General features: G+C 59.6%; 19 protein-coding genes. 12 read left to right on the top strand and 7 right to left on the bottom strand.

The window, feature by feature from the left end:
- Positions 1 to 100: 100 nt before the first annotated feature.
- Together PMI11_RS06060 and PMI11_RS06055 are read right to left on the bottom strand one after the other, a co-directional pair.
- Positions 101 to 2,644, bottom strand: coding sequence for an ABC transporter permease (locus PMI11_RS06060; RefSeq protein ID WP_007814541.1), 2,544 nt, complete (start codon positions 2,642 to 2,644; stop codon positions 101 to 103).
- Positions 2,641 to 3,360: an ABC transporter ATP-binding protein gene (locus PMI11_RS06055; protein WP_007814539.1), complete on the bottom strand. Its 720-nt coding sequence runs from the start codon at positions 3,358 to 3,360 to the stop codon at positions 2,641 to 2,643. Before PMI11_RS06055 ends, PMI11_RS06060 begins: the two co-directional genes overlap by 4 nt.
- A 71-nt stretch (positions 3,361 to 3,431) precedes the next feature.
- On the opposite strand from PMI11_RS06055, the gene PMI11_RS06050 reads away from it, so the two are divergent.
- A complete protein-coding gene (locus tag PMI11_RS06050; RefSeq protein WP_007814537.1) occupies positions 3,432 to 4,076 on the top strand; it encodes an arylesterase in 645 nt (214 codons plus the stop codon).
- 68 nt (positions 4,077 to 4,144) lie between these two features.
- Positions 4,145 to 4,738: an RNA 2',3'-cyclic phosphodiesterase gene (gene thpR / locus PMI11_RS06045; RefSeq protein ID WP_007814535.1), complete on the top strand. Its 594-nt coding sequence runs from the start codon at positions 4,145 to 4,147 to the stop codon at positions 4,736 to 4,738.
- Here the strand turns inward: thpR and PMI11_RS36335 are convergent.
- The gene (locus PMI11_RS36335) at positions 4,645 to 5,145 is read right to left on the bottom strand and encodes a low molecular weight protein-tyrosine-phosphatase (protein ID WP_007814532.1); all 501 of its coding nucleotides are present in this window, start codon (positions 5,143 to 5,145) and stop codon (positions 4,645 to 4,647) included. The two genes, thpR and PMI11_RS36335, sit on opposite strands and share 94 nt — an antisense overlap.
- Before the next feature lie 35 nt (positions 5,146 to 5,180).
- Here PMI11_RS36335 and PMI11_RS06035 point away from each other — a divergent pair, with 35 nt between their 5' ends.
- Together PMI11_RS06035 and PMI11_RS06030 are read left to right on the top strand one after the other, a co-directional pair.
- Positions 5,181 to 5,486 carry a 4a-hydroxytetrahydrobiopterin dehydratase gene (locus PMI11_RS06035; protein WP_007814530.1) on the top strand — a complete coding sequence of 102 codons (306 nt, stop codon included), beginning with the start codon at positions 5,181 to 5,183 and terminating at the stop codon, positions 5,484 to 5,486.
- A 64-nt stretch (positions 5,487 to 5,550) separates the two neighbouring features.
- Positions 5,551 to 5,943 (top strand): YkvA family protein, encoded by a 393-nt coding sequence (locus PMI11_RS06030; RefSeq protein ID WP_007814528.1) that lies wholly within the window; start codon positions 5,551 to 5,553, stop codon positions 5,941 to 5,943.
- 100 nt (positions 5,944 to 6,043) lie between these two features.
- Here the strand turns inward: PMI11_RS06030 and PMI11_RS06025 are convergent, their stop codons facing one another.
- Entirely contained in the window at positions 6,044 to 6,604 is a 561-nt protein-coding gene (locus PMI11_RS06025) for a sigma-70 family RNA polymerase sigma factor (RefSeq protein WP_007814526.1), read from the bottom strand.
- 336 nt (positions 6,605 to 6,940) lie between these two features.
- On the opposite strand from PMI11_RS06025, the gene PMI11_RS06020 reads away from it, so the two are divergent.
- The 5 genes from PMI11_RS06020 to PMI11_RS06000 all read left to right on the top strand — a co-directional run bounded on the left by PMI11_RS06020 (position 6,941) and on the right by PMI11_RS06000 (position 11,900).
- Positions 6,941 to 7,465, top strand: coding sequence for an invasion associated locus B family protein (locus PMI11_RS06020; RefSeq protein ID WP_007814524.1), 525 nt, complete (start codon positions 6,941 to 6,943; stop codon positions 7,463 to 7,465).
- 258 nt (positions 7,466 to 7,723) lie between these two features.
- Positions 7,724 to 8,959 (top strand): 23S rRNA (adenine(2503)-C(2))-methyltransferase RlmN, encoded by a 1,236-nt coding sequence (gene rlmN / locus PMI11_RS06015; protein ID WP_007814522.1) that lies wholly within the window; start codon positions 7,724 to 7,726, stop codon positions 8,957 to 8,959.
- A gap of 93 nt (positions 8,960 to 9,052) precedes the next feature.
- Complete coding sequence (locus PMI11_RS06010; RefSeq protein WP_007814520.1) at positions 9,053 to 10,006, top strand: ABC transporter substrate-binding protein; 954 nt, start codon at positions 9,053 to 9,055, stop codon at positions 10,004 to 10,006.
- A gap of 224 nt (positions 10,007 to 10,230) precedes the next feature.
- The gene (locus PMI11_RS06005; protein WP_007814517.1) at positions 10,231 to 11,109 is read left to right on the top strand and encodes an ABC transporter permease; all 879 of its coding nucleotides are present in this window, start codon (positions 10,231 to 10,233) and stop codon (positions 11,107 to 11,109) included.
- A complete protein-coding gene (locus PMI11_RS06000; protein ID WP_007814516.1) occupies positions 11,106 to 11,900 on the top strand; it encodes an ABC transporter ATP-binding protein in 795 nt (264 codons plus the stop codon). The genes PMI11_RS06005 and PMI11_RS06000 overlap by 4 nt, the downstream gene beginning before the upstream one ends.
- A gap of 8 nt (positions 11,901 to 11,908) precedes the next feature.
- On the opposite strand, the gene PMI11_RS05995 is transcribed toward PMI11_RS06000, so the two are convergent.
- Complete coding sequence (locus PMI11_RS05995) at positions 11,909 to 12,550, bottom strand: LysE family translocator (protein WP_007814513.1); 642 nt, start codon at positions 12,548 to 12,550, stop codon at positions 11,909 to 11,911.
- A gap of 85 nt (positions 12,551 to 12,635) precedes the next feature.
- Positions 12,636 to 13,487: an SDR family NAD(P)-dependent oxidoreductase gene (locus PMI11_RS05990; protein WP_007814511.1), complete on the bottom strand. Its 852-nt coding sequence runs from the start codon at positions 13,485 to 13,487 to the stop codon at positions 12,636 to 12,638.
- A 188-nt stretch (positions 13,488 to 13,675) separates the two neighbouring features.
- Here PMI11_RS05990 and PMI11_RS05985 point away from each other — a divergent pair, with 188 nt between their 5' ends.
- Together PMI11_RS05985 and PMI11_RS05980 are read left to right on the top strand one after the other, a co-directional pair.
- Positions 13,676 to 14,899 (top strand): argininosuccinate synthase, encoded by a 1,224-nt coding sequence (locus PMI11_RS05985; protein ID WP_007814510.1) that lies wholly within the window; start codon positions 13,676 to 13,678, stop codon positions 14,897 to 14,899.
- 137 nt (positions 14,900 to 15,036) lie between these two features.
- Positions 15,037 to 15,678, top strand: a complete 642-nt coding sequence (locus PMI11_RS05980; protein ID WP_007814508.1) for a LysE family translocator — start codon at positions 15,037 to 15,039, stop codon at positions 15,676 to 15,678.
- Here the strand turns inward: PMI11_RS05980 and PMI11_RS05975 are convergent, their stop codons facing one another.
- Complete coding sequence (locus tag PMI11_RS05975; protein WP_007814507.1) at positions 15,679 to 16,125, bottom strand: hypothetical protein; 447 nt, start codon at positions 16,123 to 16,125, stop codon at positions 15,679 to 15,681.
- A gap of 206 nt (positions 16,126 to 16,331) precedes the next feature.
- Here PMI11_RS05975 and PMI11_RS05970 point away from each other — a divergent pair, with 206 nt between their 5' ends.
- On the top strand, positions 16,332 to 18,419 hold the full coding sequence (locus PMI11_RS05970; protein WP_007814504.1) for a M3 family metallopeptidase: 2,088 nt from the start codon (positions 16,332 to 16,334) through the stop codon (positions 18,417 to 18,419).
- The last annotated feature ends 152 nt before the right edge of the window (positions 18,420 to 18,571 follow it).

The following is an 18,571-nucleotide window of genomic DNA, read 5'->3' as shown; positions in this document are numbered from 1 at the left end:
TGCTGACAATATGAGGCTTTCGCCCATTTCAAACAAGGGCTTTGCAATCTGCCGTTCGGTTAAATCGCCGTAAGGTGAAGGGATTTAGGCCCCTCACGCGTTACAGCTCGCGCAAAACGGGTGCTGCCTTCTGCCCGAGGATGCGCCAGGTGCCGATCAGGCCGATACCGACGGTCAATACAAGGGCTGTGATAAGGGTGAGACCTGCGACATCGGGCATGAAGCTGGAGGGCAGGCGCATGATGCGGCTGACGATGAACCAGGCAGCCACACCGCCGGCGAAGAGCGCGAAAATGGCGGTGGCCACACCGAGGATGAGATATTCATAGCTGAAGGCACGGATCAGCATGGTTCTCGTCGCACCGAGCGTTTTCAGCACCACCGCATCATGCGTGCGCGCCCGATTTCCGGCGGCAAGTGCGCCGGCCAGCACGAGAACGGAGGCGATGAGTGCAACGGAAGCTGCGGCGCGGATTGCGGTCGCAAGCTCGCCGACCAGCTGGTTGACGATATCGATCGCGTCCTTGACGCGCACGCTTGTGATCGTCGGATAGGCGTTGGTCACCGATTTCAGGATCGCGGCGTCCTCTGCCTCTGTCGAGGCGGGATCGGTCAGTGTCGCCAGCCACGCGTGCGGCGCACCGCGGAACGTGTTCGGCGAGAAAATCATGACGAAGTTGATCGACAGCGATTCCCACTCGACCCGCCGCAGATTGGCGATCTTGGCGGTGATGTTGCGGCCGAGTACGTTGACGGTCACAGCGTCGCCGATCTTGAGGCCGAGCTCATGCGCCTCCTCGGCCGAGAAGGAAACGAGCGGTTCGCCGCTATAGTCTTTGCCCCACCACTGGCCTTCGGTAAGGGCGGAATTCTCCGGCGGGCTTTCCTCGTAGGTAATGCCGCGGTCGCCATTCAGCACCCAGCGGCCCGCCGCCGGCACATTCATCTTGGTCACATCCTGGCCATTAAAGGCGATGATGCGGCCGCGCAGCATCGGCACTTCCACCAGCTTGCCGTTCGGCGACTGGGTGTGGATCAGGTTGCGGAAGGCATCGACTTCGGCGCTCTGGATATCGACAAAGAAGAAGTTCGGCGCACCTTCATTCATGCGGCCGGTCAGCTGCTGGCGCAGGTTGCCGTCGATCAGTGTGAGGGTGACCAGCAGCGCGAGGCCGAGACCGAGCGAGAGGACGACGGAGGGCGTCAGTGCTCCGGGGCGATGGATATTGCCGATCGCCAGCCGCAGCGCCGGCGAGTTGACGCGCGGGCTTCTGCGCGCCAGCCAGGCGATCAAAGCCGCGACGAGACGCAGGATGACGAAGGCGAAGATGATGGCGCCGACGAAGATCACGGCGATGAAGCGGTCATAGGCGGTAAAGATGGCAAGGCCTGCGAGCGCAGCCATGAAGAGCGCGGCGAGTAACACATAGGGCCAGGAGGGCAGGTGGCGTGCCTCGAAACCCTGCTCGCGGAAGAGTGCCGTTGCTGGCACTTCGCGCGCATGGCCGAGCGGCAGGATGGCAAAGGCAAGCGTCGTCAGCATGCCGAAGAGGGCTGCAAGCAGCAGAGCGCCGGGATAGAGGGTCGGATCGGTGGAGACCGGCAGGAACTGGGCGAGGAACTGTGCGGCCAGCATCGGGGACAGCGCTCCGAGCACAAGGCCGATCAAGATGCCGCCTGCCGCGATAATGGCGATCTGGAAGAGATAGATCCAGACCACGACGGCTGCCGGGGCGCCCAGGCATTTGAAGGTCGCAATCGTCGTGCGTTTGGCATCAAGGAAGGCGCGCACGGCATTGGCGACGCCGACGCCGCCGACGATCAGTGCGGTCAGGCCGACCAGCGTGAGGAATTGCGAAAAGCGGGTGATGTTTTCCGTCAGCGATGGGGCGGCGCGATCGCTGGTGCGGACGGACCAACCGGCCGAAGGGAATTCCCTGGTGGCGCGAGCCTGGATACCGCTCATCGTGCTACGGTCTTCCAGCCTGATCTTGTAGGCATGTTCCACAAGGCTGCCGGTCTGGATCAGGCCGGACGCCTGAAGCGCGTTTCGGCTGACAAGCATGCGGGGGGCGAAGCCGAAGCCTTCAGAGAGCGCATCCGGCTCGGTCTTGACCGTGCCCGTGATGCTGAGCTTGACGTTGCCGAGCAGCAGTTCGTCGCCGATCCGCAATCCCAGTCGCTGCAGCAGCAGCGGAGCGACGATAGCGCCGTAGGTGCCGCCTTCGCCTGATAGTAGGGATGCGAGCGGATAGTTCGGCTCCGCTTCAAAAGTGCCGTAGAGCGGATAGGCATCGTCGACGGCCTTGACCTCGACCAGCGCTTGATCGGATCCATCCGGCTTGCGAGCCATGGAGCGCAAGCCGGTGGAAACGGAGACTTCGCCAAGGCCACGCAGGAAATTCATTTCCTGCGGCGTTGCCTCGCGGTTGTTAAGTTCGAAGCGGACGTCACCGGCCAAGAGTTCCTGCCCCTGCAAGGCGATCGTATCAGTGATCGACTGCGAGACCGAGTTGACGGCAGCGATCGCGGCGGTGCCGAGCGCGATACAGGCCAGGAAGATGTAGAAGCCCCTCAAGCCGCCACGCAGCTCGCGAAGGGCCAGACGGAAGGCGAGCGAGATGCGCGGAGTGACGATCGTCATGCAATCGCCGCCTCGGACGTAGCCTCTGATTGGCGGACGGCGCTATCGCCTTCGATGCGCCCGGAACGGACGCGGATCTGGCGCGAGCAGCGATTGGCGAGGCCGATATCGTGGGTCACGAGCAGCAGGGTCATGCCGCGCTCGGCCTGTTTGGAAAACAGGAGGTCGGCTATTTGCCGGCCGGTATCGGTGTCGAGGTTGCCGGTTGGCTCGTCAGCAATCAGCAGGGCGGGCGAGGGGGCGAGTGCACGGGCGATCGCCACACGCTGCTGCTCGCCGCCCGAGAGCTGGCCGGGATAGTGGCTCAGGCGTTCGCCGAGGCCGACGGAGTTCAGCTCGCGTTGGGCGATTTCGAAGGGATTGGGAACATTGGCGAGCTCGAGCGGCACTGCGACATTTTCCAGCGCCGTCATGTTGGCGATCAGATGAAAGGACTGGAAGACGATGCCGATGTTGCGGCCGCGGAAATCAGCGACCTGATCCTCAGTCAGTGCATGCAGGGGCGTGTCATTGATGTTGATCTCGCCGCTGTCGAGCTTTTCCAGGCCTGCAAGCACCATCAGCAGCGTGGACTTGCCGGAGCCCGAAGGGCCGACGATACCGACGGATTCGCCAGCGCTGATCTCCAGATCAATGCCTTTCAGCACATGGACGGAGGCAGCAGCATTACCGAGCGTCAAATCGGCGTGTTTCAGATCGATGATGGTTTTGGCCAACAGAAATCGCCCTATATAATTCCCAACCGAATGGCCGCATAACGGCACCTAGCCAATCTAGGGAAAGCATTATGAGATTTAAAGTTGCCGCCCTTCACTTCGCTGTCATCATCCTCTCGCTGATTTTCTCGACAGTTGCCGAAGCGCGCACGATCAATCTGGTCGGGTTTGGCGACAGCCTGATGGCGGGTTACCAGCTGCCGCCGGGCGACGGCTTTCCCGAGAAGCTGCAGGCTGCACTGAAGGCCAGAGGGATCGACGTTTCGATCACCAATGCCGGTGTCTCGGGCGACACTACCACGGGCGGGCTTGCGCGAATCGACTGGTCCATTCCTGACGGAACCGACGGGGTGATTCTCGAACTCGGTGCCAATGACGCGCTTCGTGGCATTCCGCCGGAGCAGAGCGAAAAGAATCTCGACCAGATGATAAGCCGGTTAAAAGAGCGCGGCATTGCCGTGCTACTTGCCGGCATGATGGCGCCGCCGAACATGGGTGCGGACTATGCCGAACGCTTCAACCCGATCTACCAGAAACTTGCGGAAAAACATGGGGTTGAACTCTATCCATTTTTCCTCGACGGTGTGGTTCTGGATGCCGGCCTGAAGCTCGATGATGGCATGCATCCCAATGCCAAGGGTGTGGACGTGATGGTGGAGAAGATGGAGCCGGCTGTCACAAAATTCGTCGAGACGATTTCTTCTGTGAAGAAATAGGGGCTTGCACAGGTTTGTAATGCGTGATTCCGTGTGAGCACCTGCAAAAGATTCGGGGAGTGCTCGTTATGCCGAGACTTTTTACCGCCCTCGAAATTCCGCGCAATGCGGCGATGAGCCTGTCATTGTTGCGCGGTGGTCTTCCCGGAGCACGATGGATCGATGTGGAGAATTACCACATCACACTTCGCTTCATCGGCGATGTCGATGGACGCACGGCAGACGAAATCGTCGAGCGTCTCGATCGCATCGACCGGCCGGAATTCCAGCTCCGGCTTGAAGGCATCGGCTCCTTCGGCTCCAAAAAACCGCATTCGATCTGGGCGGGAGTTTCTCCTTCGCCTGAAATGTACGCCTTGCAGGGCGAGATCGAGCGGATCTGCCAGCGCATCGGCCTGCCGCCGGACCCGCGCAAGTTCACACCGCATGTCACGCTTGCCCGGCTGAAATATTCACGTGTCGATGATGTCGTCCATTACCTCGCCGGCCGCGGCAACTTCCAGACCTCGACCTTCACCGTGCCGCGTTTCGTGCTTCTGTCGTCGCGCGAATCGGTTGGCGGCGGACCTTACCTGACTGAAGAGGTCTTCCCGCTCCACGAGCCAAGGCTGGTGCCGAGCCTCTCTACCAGCGTGCTGCAGCCGCTGAAGAGCCTGGCGTAAACGAACTCGAAGTCTTCCCGGTCGCCATAATAGGGATCGGGAATATCTTCACCGGTGCCGAGCGCGAAATCGCCGAAGAGATGGATGTTGTCCCCGAGCGGTGAACGCCGGCGCAGTTCCGCGACATTCGAGCGGTCCATAGCGAGGATCAGATCGAAATCGTCAAAATCCTCAGGTAATATCTTCCGGGCGCTCTGCCCGGTAATGTCGATGCCATGCGCGCTTGCGGTGGTGATCGAGCGTCGGTCGGGAAGTTCTCCCTGATGCCAGCTGCCGAGACCGGCGGAATCGATGCGGAAAGCATCGCCAAGGCCAGCTTCGTCAGCGACATGGCAAAATATCCCCTCGGCAAGCGGAGAGCGGCAGATATTGCCCATGCAAACAAAGAGGATGCTGATACGTTTCATCTGAGGATCCGACGGAAGGATGAAAGGAACATGGCATGAAAATGGAAAAGCTCGAAAGGCCGGCGATCAACCAGTTGCTTGGTGAACTCACGGGCTGGACGCTCGATGATGCGGCGGGCTCGATTTCGAAGACATTCAAATTCGCGAATTTCGTGGAAGCTTTCGGTTTCATGACGGAATCCGCACTTGCGGCCGAAAAACTCAACCATCATCCGGAATGGTTCAACGTCTATTCCCGCGTGGAGGTGAAGCTCAACACGCATGATGCCGGCGGGCTGACGGAGCTGGATTTCAAGCTCGCAAGGGCCATGGAAAAGGCTTCGGCGCGGCGGGCTGGTTGAATCGGCCGATTGAAACGGCTTGCGCCATCACCATATTTTCGGAGCGACCACAAGGAATATCGGGATGGACGAGGTCAAATACGGGGAAATTCTGTTGCCGGGCGACGAGGATACGCAGAACCGTCGTGAAAAGACGGTTCGGCAGAAATTCTGGCCGACCTTTCGCCGCGCCGTGCGGCAGATTCCATTTTCCCGCGATGTGGTTGCCGGTTTCTACTGCGCGCTCGATCCGCAGACGCCCACCAGAGTGCGCGGCGTTCTTCTGGCAGCCCTTGCCTACTTCGTCATGCCTGTTGATATCATCCCCGATATCTTCGCCGTTATCGGCTTTTCGGACGATGTCGCCGTCCTGTCGGCAGCCTTTGCCATGGTGAGGGGCAATGTCCGGCCGAGCCACTACGAGGCGGCCGATCGCGTTCTCGCTGACCGTTCCGAAGACGGCATGAAGACGATCTAAAGCGCGTCGCGATCTTTCAGATCCGTTCGCCGCACTTTAGGTCTTCGTTTTTGCGAATGTCGTTATCGCAAAACCGCTGCACACTTTTGCGCGACATGCTTTAGACCTCTTCCCGCTCCAGCAGGTTTCTGAGCTTGCCGAAGGCGAGCCTGATGCGTGATTTCACCGTGCCGAGCGGCAGGCCGGTCGCATCTGCGATTTCGGTATGCGACTGGCCAAGGAAGAAGGCAGCCTGCAGCAGCGCTCGCTGCTCCTCGGGCAATTGACTGACGGCATCGCGCACCTGCGCATCACGGTCGTCATTGGCGACGATCTCATCGGCGCGCAATTCCTCCGGCGGCTGCAGCGTCGGATCCTCGCCATCGAGAACACGAACCTGAGCGCGGCGCTGCAGATCGATGCGCCGGTTGCGGGCGATGCAAAAAAGCCAGGTGGAAAGCGAGGAGCGAGCCGGGTCGTAGAGAGCGGCCTTATGCCAGAGAACGATCATGATTTCCTGCACCAGTTCCTCGGCCTCGCCCGATGTCATTTTCTGGCGCATCAGCCATGATTTCAGGCGCGGTGCGAAATAGTCGAAGAGTACGGAGAATGCGGACTCGTCGCGCTCATCGGCAACGGCCTTTGCGAGGGCAGCGAAACGCTGTCTTTCCTCGGCATCCATCCCTCTCACGAACTCCCTGCAGTCAAGATTTCGGTCTGAATTTCCTTATCTTAACGACCTACAACGGATTTTAGAAAGGTCAAACTCTTGCCTGAATCTTTGTGTCTTAAATTCACCCGAACCGATGGGCTGGGCCATCGAGACAGCGCGCAATCTCACGCGCCGCTGTCGGTTCGCAAGTTAACCGTCGGGCGAAAATGAAACAGGCAGAGACAATTCGCAGCCATTGTTGACCATTTGGTAACCTGAATTAAGTCAAAATAAAGCAGATCGTGATTATGCGCCGCCCGCAATGATCGCTTCGGGCCTTGAACCGCAAGAACCGGCAGGAATTCCATGTTCGTAAAAAGTATCGTATCCGCTTTCGCCCTCACAATTGCTATGTCCGGAGTGGCGGCAGCGCAGCAGGCGGCATCAGCAGCAGCGGCGCCGACCCGCATCCAGCAGTTCCAGGCATGGGGCGCTTATTCCTACAAATCGGGCGCCTCCACCGTCTGCTACGTGCTTTCGGTGCCGACCGCCAAGCAGCCGGCGAGCGTCGATCACGGCGACAACTTCTTCATCGTGTCGCAGCGCCCGGGCCAGAACATCTCCTACGAGCCGCAGGCGATGATGGGCTATTCGCTGCAGGAAAACTCCAAGGTCAACGTGGTCATCGACAACAAGACCTTCGTGATGTTCACCAAGGACAAAGCCGCCTGGGTCGAGAACGCCGCGCAGGAGCCTGCGCTCGTCGCAGCCATGAAGACGGGTCATTCCATGACTGTCAACGCGGTTTCGCGCAAGGGCACCGGCACCTCCTACAGCTATTCGCTTTCGGGCATTTCGGCTGCACTGAAGCAGATCGAAAGCTGCAAGTAAGCCGATTGATTAAGGCAATGTTTCGAAGGCCGGCCTTGTGCCGGCCTTCGTCGTTTCCATGTATAGTGACGCTTCCATCTCTCGATACGTGGGTCTAGTGACGTGAGAGGAAAATGATGCTAAAGCGGCGCGCAACTGCGGAAGGATGGCGATTTATCGCCGCTCCGCCCATTCATTTCTGCAATCATGCGTCAACGGCCCCGCAAGTCTTCCGGCTTTCCGGGATGGTTGCCATGTTGAGTTCGGGATTAGAAGATTATGTCCGTTATGGATGCGATGACCGTTGCCAAGCCCGCCGGGCGGGCGCCTCTCGGCACTGAGCTTTCGCCAAAGCCCTCGCTGATCGGCCTGACGCGCGAGGAAATGGGTGCTGCGCTGCGCGAAAAGGGCGTGCCGGACAAGCAGCTCAAGATGCGCGTCTCGCAGCTCTGGAACTGGATCTATGTGCGCGGCGTCTCCGACTTCGACCACATGACGAATGTCGCCAAGGACATGCGCGAGATGCTGAAGCAGCATTTTACCATTGCCCGGCCCGAAATCGTCGAAGAACAGATTTCCAATGATGGTACGCGCAAGTGGCTTCTGCGTTTTCCGCCGCGCGGTGCGGGTCGGCCGGTCGAGATCGAGGCCGTCTACATCCCCGAGGAAGGGCGCGGCACGCTCTGCATTTCCAGCCAGGTCGGCTGCACGCTGACCTGTTCCTTCTGTCACACCGGCACGCAGCGGCTGGTGCGCAACCTGACGGCTGAGGAAATCCTGTCCCAGCTTCTGCTCGCCCGCGACCGGCTCGGCGATTTCCCGGACCGCGACGTGCCTGTCGGCGCCGTGGTGCCCTCCGAAGGCCGCAAGGTCAGCAATATCGTGATGATGGGCATGGGCGAGCCGCTCTATAATTTCGATGCCGTCAAGCAGGCCCTGCTGATCGCGACTGACGGCGATGGCCTGTCGCTGTCCAAGCGCCGGGTGACGCTTTCCACCTCCGGCGTCGTGCCCGAAATTCTCCGCACCGGCGAGGAAATCGGTGTCATGCTGGCAATCTCGCTGCATGCGGTGCGCGACGACCTGCGCGATATCCTCGTGCCGATCAACAAGAAGTATCCGCTGAAGGAGCTGATCGAGGCCTGCAAGAACTATCCGGGGCTTTCAAATGCGCGGCGCATCACCTTCGAATATGTGATGCTGAAGGATGTCAACGACAGCCTGGAAGACGCCAAGGGACTGATCCAGCTTCTGAAAGGCGTGCCGGCAAAGATCAATCTCATCCCGTTCAATCCGTGGCCAGGCACGAACTACCAGTGTTCCGACTGGGCGCAGATCGAGAAGTTTGCCGATTTCATCAATTCGGCCGGCTACGCTTCGCCGATCCGTACGCCGCGTGGCCGCGACATTCTCGCCGCCTGCGGTCAGCTCAAGTCGGAATCCGAGCGCATGCGCAAGACCGAGCGCCTTGCCTTCGAAGCGATGATGATCGCCAACCACGGCGCCGATGATTGATCAGCAAGTTTGATCCTCATTACAATTCTCCGCGATTGATTAAAGGGGGCGCTTTTCCTAAAAATGCCCCCAAAATCATCATGGAGGACACTCATGCGTTCAATTCTTCTGGCTTTTGCCGCAACTTTGGCCCTGACGCTGCCGGCGAAGGCCGATAACGTCACGGTTGCCGTAACCGCGATCGTCGAACATCCGGCGCTCGATGCGGCCCGCAACGGCGTGCGCGATGCGCTGGCCGCTGCCGGCTACAAGGAAGGCGAGAACCTCAAGTTCGTCTTCGAATCCGCGCAGGGCAATCCGGCAACGGCAGCCCAGATCGCCCGCCAGTTCGCGGGTGACGAACCCAATGTCATCGTGCCGATCTCCACGCCGTCGGCCCAGGCCGTCGTTTCCTCGACGCGCGATATTCCTGTCGTCTTCACCGCTGTGTCCGATCCGCTCGGCGCGCAGCTCGTCAAGAACATGGACAAGCCGGGCGGCAACGTGACCGGTCTTTCCGACATGTCGCCGGTCGGCGAGCACATCGCGCTGATCAAGGAAATCCTGCCGAACGTGAAGACGATCGGCTATCTCTACAATTCCGGCGAGGCGAACTCCGTCTCGCTGCTGGCAGCGCTGAAGGCCGAAGCCGACAAGGCCGGCATCACGATCGTCGAATCTGCTGCGACGAAGTCCGCTGAAGTGCAGGGTGCAGCGCGTGCCCTCGTCGGCCGCGCCGATGCGATCTACATCCCGACCGACAACACGATCATCTCGGCGCTTGAAGGAGCCGTTGCCGTTGCCGAAGAAAGCAAGCTGCCGCTCTTTACCGCCGATACGGATTCTGTTTCGCGCGGCTCGATCGCAGCGCTCGGTTTCAACTATTACGACGTCGGCAAGCAGACGGGCGAGATCGTCGTGCGCGTGCTGAAGGGTGAAAATCCTGGCGATATCGCGGTGAAGACCGCAGCCGGCAGCGATCTTGTCATCAACAAGTCTGCTGCGGCGAAGATGGGCGTGACCCTGCCCGAGAGCGTTGTGTCGCGCGCCAACAAGGTCATCGAATAATCGGTTGTCGTTCCAAAGTCTTAGTGATGATCAGCCGCTCCCGTTTGCACGGGGGCGGCTGTTGCATTACAGGGCCGCGCGCCAGATGGCGCGCAAAGGACCCTGTAACAGTGTAAAAACTGCGCATAATCCTTTCCTTAAATCGGTTCCGATTTAAGGGGTTATGCGCTAAAAGGCTGCGGTTTCGCGACGGGCGGAACGGAAACAAAAAGGGGCTGAAAGCCTTGAGCCAAATCGCATTCTGGGGGGCCGTAGAGCTCGGCCTGGTCTATTCCTTCGTCGCTCTCGGCGTCTATCTTGCCTTCCGCGTCCTCGATTTTCCGGACCTGACGGTGGACGGCTCGTTTCCGCTCGGTGCAGCCGTCACGGCCGTGCTGATCATTGCCGGTGTCAATGCCTGGCTGGCGGCGTTGATTGCGATGGGTGCGGGTTCTGCGGCCGGCATGGTGACGGCGCTCCTCAATGTGCGCTTCAAGATCCTCAACCTTCTCGCCTCGATCCTGACGATGATAGCGCTCTTCTCCGTCAATCTGCGGGTGATGGGAAAGCCGAATGTCGCGCTCATCAATGCCGATACGATGATCACTCCCTTCTTCGGCCACGGGCTCAGAGATTTTTACGTTCGGCCGCTTTTCGTCGGCGTTCTGGTAATCATCGCTGTTATTGTCGTTTGGCGCTTCCTTGAAAGCGATGCCGGGCTTGCGATGCGTGCAACAGGCGCCAATGCCCGCATGGCCCGCGCCCAGGGCGTCGATACCAGCCGGCAGGTCTATCTGGGCATGGCGATTTCCAATGCCCTGGTGGCGCTTGGCGGCGCGCTCTTTGCGCAGACCAACGGTTTTGCGGATGTCACTTCGGGTGTCGGCACCATCGTCGTCGGCCTTGCTGCGGTCATCATCGGCGAGACGCTTCTCGGGCGGCGGGGGCTGCTGATTGCGCTTGTCGGATGCGTGTTCGGCTCGATCATCTACCGCATCGCCATCCAGCTTGCGCTGTCGAGCGATGTCATCGGCCTGCAGGCCTCCGATCTCAATTTCGTCACGGCGGTTCTCGTGACGGTCGCGCTCATTCTTCCCCGCCTTCGCGGAGGTGCCGCATCATGATCAGCGTCAAGGATATCAAGGTCATCTTCGGGCGCGGCACGCCGCTGCAGAAACAGGCGCTGAACGGTGTCAGCCTGACCATTGAGGAAGGCTCCTTCGTCACCGTCATCGGCTCCAATGGTGCCGGTAAATCGACGCTGCTCGGCGTTCTCGCCGGTGATGTCATTCCGAGCGAAGGCTCGGTTCTGATCGGCAAGACCGATGTGACGCGCAAGTCCACATCGGCACGTGCCGGTCTGGTGGCACGTGTCTTCCAGGATCCGCTGACGGGAAGCTGCGGTGCGCTGTCGATCGAGGAAAACCTTGCTCTGGCGGCCCGCCGCGGCGAAAAACGCGGGCTTGGCGCGGCGCTTGGCGGCAACAGGCGCGACTATTTCCGTGAGCGGATTGCCGAGCTGAACCTCGGGCTGGAAAATCGGCTGAAAGACCGTATGGACCTGCTATCCGGCGGGCAACGACAGGCCGTTTCGCTCGTCATGGCGACGCTTGCCGGCTCCGAAGTGCTGCTGCTCGATGAACATACGGCAGCGCTCGATCCGGGCATGGCAGAGTTCGTGATGAACCTCACGCAGAAGATCGTTGCCGAGCGCAAGCTGACAACGATGATGGTGACGCATTCCATGAGGCAGGCGCTGGATTACGGCCACCGCACGATCATGCTGCATGGCGGTGAGATCGTTCTCGACGTGGCGGGCGACAACAGGAAGAACCTGCAGGTTGAAGACCTGATCGCCATGTTCCGCAAGATGCGTGGTCAAACGCTCGATGACGACGCCTTGCTGATTGGTTGATTGGCTGATCAGCGCGCCTGAGTAAGCAGTATCTTGGCGGCGAAGACCGAGAAGACGCCGGCAAAGGTATAATCCATGCCGCGCAGCACCTTCCTGTTGTTCTGCAGCCAGCTCGACAGCCAGTCGGCTGCCATGACGACGGCCGCGTTGACCGGCATGCCGACCAGGATGAAGCAGAGGCCGAGGAAGAGCAGCTTGTGCGTGACGGCGGGGTCGTTGGCGCTGACGAATTGCGGCAGGAAGGTCATGAAGAAGATGATGACCTTCGGGTTCAGCAGGTTGACCCAGAAACCCGAGGAGATGTTCGAGAGGATCGTGCCCTTCGGGCCTTCGACCTTGGCAACTGTCAGCTTCGAGCCGTAGCGGATCGCCTGCAGGGCCAGCCAGAAGAGATAGGCCGCACCGCCGGTCTTCAGGATCAGGAAGGCGGTCGGGGAAGCGGTAATCAGCGCCGAAATGCCAAAGGCAACCAGCATCGTGTGCACGACGATGCCGAGGCTCGTGCCGAGCACCACGAAAAGCGCTGCCTTCTTGCCCTGCACAAGCGCACGGCTGATCGACAGGGTCATGTCGGGGCCGGGGGTTGCCGCAAGCAACAGGGTGGCGGCGGCAAAGGCGAGAAGCGTCGGAAAGCTCGGCAGGAAATCCATGGTCTACTCTGAAAGCCGGAAAAGTTTTGACAACCTCTTACCCGGCTTCCAGAAAATTACCAATCAAACCTTGTGATGGCCCCGATTACTTCTGTTCGAGGAAGGCCTTGAACTTGTCGGCATAGTCCTTGTGCCAGCGCGACAGCGGCGGACGGTTCTCGATGATATCGCCGATCGCCCAGGCCATGCGGCGTTCGTCGACCGGGCGGGCGACGTCGTTATCGGGGCATAGGATGTAGAAATCGCCGCGCTGAAGGCTTTCGACCATGAAATCAACAGTCTGTTCCGGCGTCCAGGCGCCGGCAGGCTTTTCCCTGCGGTCGCCCTTGGTGAGACCGGTGAAGACGAAGCCCGGGATCAGCAGGTGCGCGGAAATACCTGCGCCTTCAGTGTTACGCAGCTCATGTTCGAGTGCTTCGGTGAAGACCTTCACGCCGGCCTTGGAGACATTGTAGGCGGGGTTGCCGGGCGGTGTGGTAATGCCCTGCTTGGAGCCGGTATTGATGATGAGGCCGGGTTCGTTATGGGCGATCATGCCGGGGCCGAAGGCTCTGACGCCGTTGATGACACCGAGGAGATTGACGGCGAGGATATTGTCCCAATTGGCCTGAGCGCTGAAGATCGAAGTTTCCGGGCCGATACCAGCGTTGTTCATCAGCACATGCACGCGGCCGAAGCGCTGAATGACGGCTCGCTCGAGCGCTTCGATTTGATCCTTCTGCGAGACATCGGTCTCCACGGCCATCACGTCTTCCTGGCCGGCGATCACCTCCAGTTCGGCGCGTGCTTCCGCCAGCTTGTCGCCGCCGAGATCGGCGATCACCACGCTCATGCCGGCCTTGGCAAAGTGCTTTGCGGCCGCAAGGCCGATGCCGGAGGCGCCGCCGGTGATGACGGCAACATTGGATCTCCTGAAAATGTCTTGAATATTTGTCACGGGCCTAGCCTCTCCTCGGAGCATTGTTCGGACGGTGCCGAATATGGGCTCCGGTTCTGCGCTGTCAAACCCCATCGGGTCGGTTGCTGTCCTCGTTGCCCTTGCGTCACGCGCCAATCTCGCTAAAAGTGCCGGGATACCGGGCTTTGCGGGTGTGCCGCGGCCTCTATGCAACGGACCTCATCATCATGGCATCATACAAAGACGTGAAGAAAGTCGTGCTCGCCTATTCCGGCGGTCTCGATACCTCGATCATCCTGAAGTGGCTGCAGACCGAACTCGGCGCTGAAGTCGTCACCTTCACGGCCGATCTCGGCCAGGGCGAAGAGCTGGAGCCGGCGCGCAAGAAGGCCGAGATGCTCGGCATCAAGGAGATCTATATCGAGGACGTGCGCGAGGAATTCGTGCGCGATTTCGTCTTCCCAATGTTCCGTGCCAATGCCGTCTATGAAGGCGTCTACCTGCTCGGCACTTCGATTGCCCGTCCGCTGATTTCCAAGCACCTCATCGATATCGCCCGGAAGACCGGCGCAGATGCGATCGCACACGGCGCGACCGGCAAGGGAAACGACCAGGTCCGTTTCGAGCTTTCGGCCTATGCGCTGAATCCCGATATCAAGATCATCGCACCATGGCGCGACTGGTCGTTCAAGAGCCGTACCGATCTGCTGGAATTTGCGGAGAAGCACCAGATCCCGGTCGCCAAGGACAAGAAGGGCGAAGCTCCCTTCTCCGTCGATGCCAACCTGCTGCACTCCTCTTCCGAGGGCAAGGTTCTGGAAGATCCGGCGCAGGAAGCGCCTGAATATGTGCATATGCGCACCATTTCGCCGGAAGCAGCGCCCGACAAGGCGACTACCATCAAGGTCGGTTTCCGCAAGGGTGATGCCGTCTCGATCAACGGTGTCGAGATGTCGCCGGCAACGCTGCTCGCGACGCTGAACAATTACGGCCGCGACAACGGCATCGGCCGCCTCGACCTCGTCGAGAACCGCTACGTCGGCATGAAGTCGCGGGGTGTGTATGAGACCCCCGGCGGCACGATCCTGCTCGCAGCGCACCGCGCTATCGAGTCGATCACGCTCGACCGTGGTGCCGCTCACCTCAAGGACGAGCTGATGCCGCGTTATGCCGAGCTCATCTATTATGGCTTCTGGTTCTCGCCGGAGCGTGAAATGCTGCAGGCGCTCATCGACAAGAGCCAGGAGCATGTCGAAGGTGAAGTGACGCTGAAGCTCTACAAGGGCAATGTCATGGTCATCGGCCGCGAGAGCGAAAAGTCGCTTTATTCCGACAAGCTCGTTACCTTCGAAGACGACCAGGGCGCTTACGACCAGAAGGATGCTGCCGGCTTCATCAAGCTCAATGCGCTGCGTCTGCGCACGCTTGGCAAGCGTAACCTGAAGAAGTAAGTCGTTTCAGACCGATCAGGAAAAGCCCGCCAGTTCCGCTGTGCGGGCTTTTTCTTTGTCGCGCCGATTACTGGTTGTAACGTCTTGACGCGGCAGGGGTATCGCATAAGCTGAGCCGTCATCACCGGAGCATTTCCATGCCGCAATCCCTGCTTCTCGGCGCCTTCCTGGCTGCGCTTTTTTATGTGCTCATTCCCGGCCCGGCCTTCCTGCAGCTTCTCGGCATCGGCGCCGGGCAGGGGCGCAAGGCAGGGGCCTTTTTCATGATGGGTCATCTCGTGGGTGACATTATCTGGTCGGGACTGGCGCTGATCGCGATCGTTGGGGCCAAGACGATCGGCACCTTCGTATTCGACCTGCTCGGACTTGCCTGCGGTTTCTATCTCGCCTGGATCGGCTGGAGTGCCGTCAATGCCAAGCCGAAGGCCGAGGGGCAGGCGCTGATGGTGGTGGAGCGGCCATTTCGCCGCGGGCTGATCTTCGGCGTCACCAATCCGAAGGGCTATCCCGTTGCGCTTGCCACCTTCACGGCGCTGGTCGCGGGCTCGGCAAGCGCCCTCGATTTCCAAGCTCTGCCGATGCTGCTCAGCGTTTCCTTCATCGGTTTCGTCACGGCTGACATCATCCTGATCGGCATCATCGGCGCCGGCGTCGTACGCCGCTTCTACCGCGCGCATGAGCGGCTGATCGTCCGCTGCTCCGGTGTGCTCTTCATGGGCTTTGCCGTACAGGCGCTGTGGCACGCCACACCCGGCCTGCTTGGCTGGCGAAAGGCCTGATCAGGCCTCGTTAACGAGAAAGCCGACGACCGAATTCAGCGTCTGAACCTCATTCGGATCGCCGATCGACATGGCGATCTGAAGCTGGTTGCGATAGTAATCGAGGAAGTTGAAGCTCGTGCCGTCCGTGACGTTGGACAGATCGATGACATTGCCGAGCGGATCGATCGCGTGCATCGGCAGCGGTTCGGATATTGCGGCGAACGTATTCTGATCGATCAGTCCGTTGTCGTAACCCTGGCGCGCATAGCTGCGCAATTCACCCGGGCTGACGGCTGTAAAATCGAGCGCCTGCCTGTTGTCAGAGTCTTCGATCTGGAATGAGCCTTGGGCGACGGTCGGCTTCGGCTCAATTGTAATATCAGCGGTCTTCGAACTTTTTGCGTTATTATTGGGATTATTTTTGAATAGCAAACTCTGAGAAGACCGCACGGAAAAGATTTCCATGCGCATGTCCTCTTACATGAAGATTAAAGAGAAACTAGCGTCTCGGCCTGATTCGCGTCAATCGTTAACGATTGGTTAATTTTTATGTATCAATTCTTGCCCCTAAGATTTAGCCGGGGCGGGCAAAAGTCCAAGTCAGCCACATATCAATTCCGTGATGGCCTCCCTATATTACCGATCCACTTGCCGGCATAAAGGACTTTCATATGTCTTCTCCCAGTCAATTCAATCAGGCACTTGTCAACTGGAATGGCCTTCATGGCCTGCCGCGTTTTGACGCGGTCGCCGACGGCGATTTCGCTGCCGCCTTCGAGTCCGCTCTTGCCTCGCACGAAAGAGAGATCGATGCGATTGCCGGCGACAGGCAAGAGCCGAGTTTCGACAATACGGTTGTCGCGCTCGAAATCGCCGGCGATGAGCTGTCGCGCGTTTCCGCTCTTTTCTGGAATCGGGCAGGTGCTCATACCAACGATGTCATTCAGGCGCTGGAGCGGGATATTTCGCCGAAGATGTCGCGGCATTATTCGAAGATCGGCATGAATGCGGATCTCTTCAAGCGCATTGATACACTCTGGGAAAAGCGCGAAAGCCTTGGTCTGACGCTGGAACAGACACGCGTGCTGGAGCGGCACTGGAAAGGCTTCGTGAAATCGGGCGCCAAACTGCCGAAGGCCGAGCAGGAGAAACTTGCCGCGATCAACGAAAAGCTCGCGGGCCTCAGCACCAGCTTTGGGCAGAATGTGCTCGCCGATGAGAAGAGCTGGTCGCTAATCCTCTCCAGCGAAGACGAACTTGCCGGCATTCCCGATTTCCTGCGCGACGCGATGGCGGCGGCTGCCCGTGAGCGTGGTGAGGAGGGCAAATATGCCGTGACCCTGTCGCGCTCGATCATCGAGCCCTTCCTGACCTTTTCTGAGCGCCGGGATCTGCGCGAGCAGGCCTTCAAGGCCTGGGTGGCGCGTGGTGAGAATGTCGGCGCGACCGACAATCGCGGCATTATCAGAGAGACGCTTGCCCTGCGCGACGAAGTGGCGAAGCTTCTCGGCTACGGCAACTTCGCCGAATTGAAGCTCGATAACACGATGGCGAAGACACCCGAGGCTGTGAACGATCTGTTGCGCGCCGTCTGGGCCAGAGCGGTGAAACGCGCCCATGAGGAAGAAGCCGATATCGCCGAACTGATCGCCGGTGAGGGTAAGAACCACGAGGTCATGCCCTGGGACTGGCGCCATTATGCGGAGAAGATCCGTGCGCAGCGGTTCAATTTCTCGGAAGCGGAGTTGAAGCCCTATCTGCAGCTCGAAAAGATCATCGATGCCTGCTTCGATGTTGCCGGCCGGCTGTTCGGCATTCGCGCGGTGGAGAAGAAGGGCATTGCTGCCTACCATCCCGATGTGCGCGTCTTCGAGATTCGCGATCGGGATGACAAGCTGGTCGCGCTCTTCCTCGGCGATTATTTCGCTCGCAGCTCGAAACGCTCAGGCGCCTGGATGAGTTCCTTCCAGTCGCAGCACAAGCTGACGCTGAAGAATGGCCATCATGGCGAGTTGCCGATCATCTACAATGTCTGCAACTTCGCAAAACCGGCCGAAGGCAAGCCCGCCCTGCTTTCGCTCGATGACGCGCGCACGCTGTTTCACGAGTTCGGTCATGCGCTGCATGGCATGCTCTCCAACGTCACCTATCCCTCGGTCGCCGGTACAGGCGTCTCGCGCGATTTCGTGGAGTTGCCCTCGCAGCTCTACGAACACTGGCTGACGGTTCCCGCCATCCTTAGGGAATATGCCGTGCATTTCGAGACCGGGGAACCGATGCCGCAGGCATTGCTCGACAAGGTTCTGGCAGCCCGCACCTTCAATTCCGGCTTCAACACGGTGGAGTTCACCTCCTCGGCATTGGTCGACATGGCCTTCCATACCCGTGACAAGGTGGAAGACCCGATGGCGGTGCAGGCGGAAGTGCTTGTCGAAATCGGCATGCCGAAATCGATCGTCATGCGCCACGCCACGCCGCACTTCCAGCATATATTCTCCGGCGGCTATTCGGCGGGTTATTACTCCTACATGTGGTCGGAAGTGCTCGATGCCGATGCCTTCGCCGCCTTCGAGGAGACGGGCGATGCCTTCAATGGCGAAATGGCCAGGAAGCTTCGGGACAATATCTACTCCACGGGCGGCTCCGTCGATCCGGAAGATGCCTACAAGGCGTTCCGCGGCAAGCTGCCGAGCCCGGATGCGATGCTGGTCAAGAAGGGGCTTGCGACCTTCGAGGAATTGACAGGCAGCGACGCTTAAGACAGTTTGATGACATCGAGCAAAGCGGCATGGTGAATAGCCATGCCGCAGCTTTCGCGTGCCACCCCCTTTCGCAATCGCGAAAAAAACGGTATGAGCGCGCCAAACATAAATGGCGCGTCCACTAAGCGTAGCGCCCCAGCCTCAGAGAT

Source organism: Rhizobium sp. CF142 (assembly GCF_000281145.1).
GTDB lineage: Bacteria > Pseudomonadota > Alphaproteobacteria > Rhizobiales > Rhizobiaceae > Rhizobium.
Note: the sequence above shows the minus strand (reverse complement) of the source record. Positions and strands in the feature narration are given on the sequence as shown.